At 71.7% G+C, this 3,409-nt stretch carries 3 protein-coding genes; 1 reads left to right on the forward strand and 2 read right to left on the reverse strand.

Going from position 1 to position 3,409, the window contains the following annotated elements; genetic code table 11:
* Window positions 1-209 precede the first annotated feature (209 nt).
* Window positions 210-632: a thioesterase family protein gene (locus tag H5J33_RS28065; protein WP_181797632.1), complete on the forward strand. Its 423-nt coding sequence runs from the start codon at window positions 210-212 to the stop codon at window positions 630-632.
* Window positions 633-713: 81 nt separating this feature from the next.
* On the opposite strand, the gene H5J33_RS28070 is transcribed toward H5J33_RS28065, so the two are convergent.
* Window positions 714-2,111, reverse strand: coding sequence for a nucleobase:cation symporter-2 family protein (locus H5J33_RS28070; protein ID WP_220212815.1), 1,398 nt, complete (start codon window positions 2,109-2,111; stop codon window positions 714-716).
* A 243-nt stretch (window positions 2,112-2,354) separates the two neighbouring features.
* The coding region (locus H5J33_RS28075) for an amidohydrolase family protein (protein ID WP_181797634.1) at window positions 2,355-3,409 on the reverse strand (1,055 nt) is incomplete at its 5' end.

The following is a 3,409-nucleotide window of genomic DNA, read 5'->3' on the forward strand; positions in this document are numbered from 1 at the left end:
CGCTGGCGGCCTGCGCGGCGACGCTTCAGGAGACCGGCTGGCAGGCGGGCGAGTACACCGAGCCCAGGACGAGGTCCCGCTTTCTGCTGGCCTCGCCGCGCCGGGTGTGACCGGCGTGTCAGGATCGGTCGACCGCAGAACCGAACGACGCGGCACCGAACGACCGCAGCACCGAACGACCGCAGCACCGCACACGAGAAGGGCACGCAGTGGCCGAACCGTTTTCCGTCCGGGTGACCGTCCGCGGTTACGAGACCGACACCCAGGGACATCTCAACCAGGCCGTATACCTCAACTACGCCGAGCACGCCCGCTGGTCGTTGCTCCAGGCGGCCGGGATCAGCCAGGCCCGGCTGGTGGGCCAGGGCGTGGGCCCGGTGGCCCTGGAGACGACCATCGGCTTCCGGCGTGAACTGCTCGCCGGCGACGAGGTGGATGTGACGTGCGCCTTCGAGTGGGGCGACGGCAAGACGTTCCGGATCCGGCAGGAGATACGCAAGACCGACGGCACGCTCGCGGCCGAGATCACCGCGGTGGGCGGCATCATGAACCTCACCGAGCGCAAGCTGGTCGCCGACCCGCGCGCGGTGTTCAAGGAACTGGCCACGGATCCCGGCCTGTTCGGCCTGTAGGCCCCGGGCACGGAAAGGGGCCGGGGGTGACGGTGTCACCCGTCTCCCCCGGCCTGATCGGCGCCGGCTCGGCGCCCGGCGTCAGCGGACGGCGGCGATCTCCTCCCCCGCCTCCATGGGATGGGTGACGTCCTGGGCCTCGCGGCCCTTGCCGAGGTGGTTGAAGAGGAGGTTGAGCACCACGGCCGTGACACAGCCGGTGGAGATGCCCGAGTCCAGGACGATCTTCGCGGTCTCCGGGAAGGAGTGGTAGAACTCCGGCGCGGTGATCGGGATGATGCCGACCGCCAGGGACACGGCCACGATCAGCACGTTGTTGTCCTTGTCCAGGCCGGCCCGGACCAGGGTCTGGATGCCGCTCGCGGCGACCGAGCCGAACAGCACGATGCCGGCGCCGCCGAGGACCGGCCGGGGCACGACCGCGATGAGCGAGGCGGCCATCGGGCACAGGCCCATCAGGACCAGGAAGCCGCCGCCGGTCGCGACGACGTACCGGCTGCGGATCCGGGTCATCGCGACCAGCCCGATGTTCTGGGCGAAGGCGCTGCACATGAAGCCGTTGAACAGCGGGCTGAGCGCGGAGCCGAGGGTGTCGGCGCGCAGGCCGGCCGCGATGGTCTTCTCGTCGGCGGGCCGTTCGACGATCTCGCCGAGGGCCAGCATGTCGGCGGTCGACTCGGTCATGGAGACGACCATGACCACGCACAGGGAGAGGATCGCGGCGAGCTGGAACTGGGGGGCGCCGAAGTGGAACGGGGTGGGGAAGCCGACCACGTCGGCGTCGGCGACCGGGCCGAAGTCCGTGACGCCGAACGGGATCGCGATGAGCGTGCCGACGACCAGGCCGATCAGTACGGCGATCTGCTTGACGAAGCCCCGGGTGAAGCGGCGCAGCAGCAGGACGATCAGCAGGGTGAGGCCGGCCAGGGTGAGGTAGGTGGTCGAACCGTAGTCGTCGGCCCGGGGGTTGGGGCCCTGGGCCCAGCCGAAGGCGACGGGGAGCAGGGAGACGCCGATCAGGGTGATCACGGAGCCGGTGACGACCGGCGGGAAGAAGCGGATCGCCTTGCTGAAGAAGGGGGCGGCGATGAAGCCGAGGACACCGGCGACGATGACCGCGCCGAAGATGATCGGCAGGGCGTCGGCCTTGTCCTTGGTGGAGGCGACGACCGCGGTCATGGGGGCGACACCGGCGAAGGTGACGCCGTTGACGAAGGGCAGCCGGGCGCCGATCTTCCAGATGCCGAGCGTCTGGAGGAAGGTGGCGAGGCCGGCGGTGAACAGGCAGGCGCCGGTGAGGAAGGTCAGCTCGGTCGCGCTGAGGCCGATGGCCGCGCCGACGATGAGCGGTGGTGCGACGACACCGGCGTACATGGCGGCCACGTGCTGCAGTCCGCTGGTCGCCATTTTCAGGGCGGGGAGTTTCTCGTCTACGGGATGGGCGGCCACGGCGGCTCCTCCGGGCGGGTGACACGTCATCGTCGACGTGGGTTTGGAGGTGGTGCGGGGTCGTGCGGGACCCTCGCAGGGGGGTGGCGAAATTGAGCGGTGACGAGTCTGTGGGGGTGTGGGGGTGTGACGGCGGTCGTGGGGGTGGACCGTCTCCGGGGGCGTGCGTCCACACGCGCCCCGGAGACGGCATCGCCGTGGATCCCGCTCGGATCCACGGGTCCCGGCCGGGAGCCGTCCCTCCCGGCCGGAGTCTCGGGGGTGGGCCGCCGCTCAGTCCTGAGCGGCGATCCGGGCCAGGCGCCGGGCTTCCTCGCGGGTGCTGACGGCGATGGCGTCCTCGTCGGCGGTCAGCAGGCGGCCGTCCGCCACGATCTGCCGGCCGTTGACGAACGACGCGGTGACGGGGGCGGGGGCGCCGAGGACCAGCGCGGTCACCGGGTCGGTGATGGAGGCGTGGGCGAGGGTGTCCATCCGCCACAGCACCACGTCGGCCAGCTTGCCGGGCTCCAGCGAGCCGATCTGCGCGGCCCGGCCGAGGACCCGGGCGCCGCCGTAGGTGCCCAGGCGCAGCGCCTGGCGGGCGTTCAGCGCGGCCTCGCGGTGCGTGCCGAGCCGGTTGATCAGCAGGGCGTTGCGCAGCTCGGTGTGGAGCTCGCCGGACTCGTTGGAGGCGGTGCCGTCCACGCCCAGGCCGACCGGGACGCCGGCCTTCAGCATGTCGGGGACGCGGGCGATGCCGGCGGCGAGGCGGGCGTTGGACGAGGGGCAGTGGGCGACACCGGTCCCCGTGCGGGCGAAGGCCTGGATGTCGGAGTCGTTCATGTGGACGCAGTGCGCCATCCACACGTCCTCACCGAGCCAGCCGGTGGACTCGAAGTAGTCGGTGGGGCCCATGCCGAACAGCTCGTGGCAGAACTTCTCCTCCTCCACCGTCTCCGAGCCGTGGGTGTGCAGCCGCACCCCCAGCCGGCGCGCCAGCTCGGCTCCCTGGCGCAGCAGTTCGGTGGAGACCGAGAACGGCGAGCAGGGGGCGACCGCCACCTGGGTCATGGCGTCGAAGGAGGCGTCGTGGTGCTCCTCGACGGTCTCCTCGGTCGCCCGGAGCGCGTCCTCGAGCGTCTCCACGGCGAAGTCCGGGGGCAGCCCGCCGTCCCGCTCGCCGCGGTCCATCGAACCGCGGGCCAGGGTGAAGCGCACCCCCATGCCGGCGGCGGCCCGGATGATGGATCCGGACAGGTCGCCGCAGCCGCGCGGGTAGACGTAGTGGTGGTCCATGGCGGTGGTGACACCGCCCCGGGCCATCATGGCGAGGGATCCCTGCGCCG

This window comes from Streptomyces sp. WELS2 (genome assembly GCF_013870595.1).
Classification (GTDB): Bacteria; Actinomycetota; Actinomycetes; order Streptomycetales; family Streptomycetaceae; genus Streptomyces.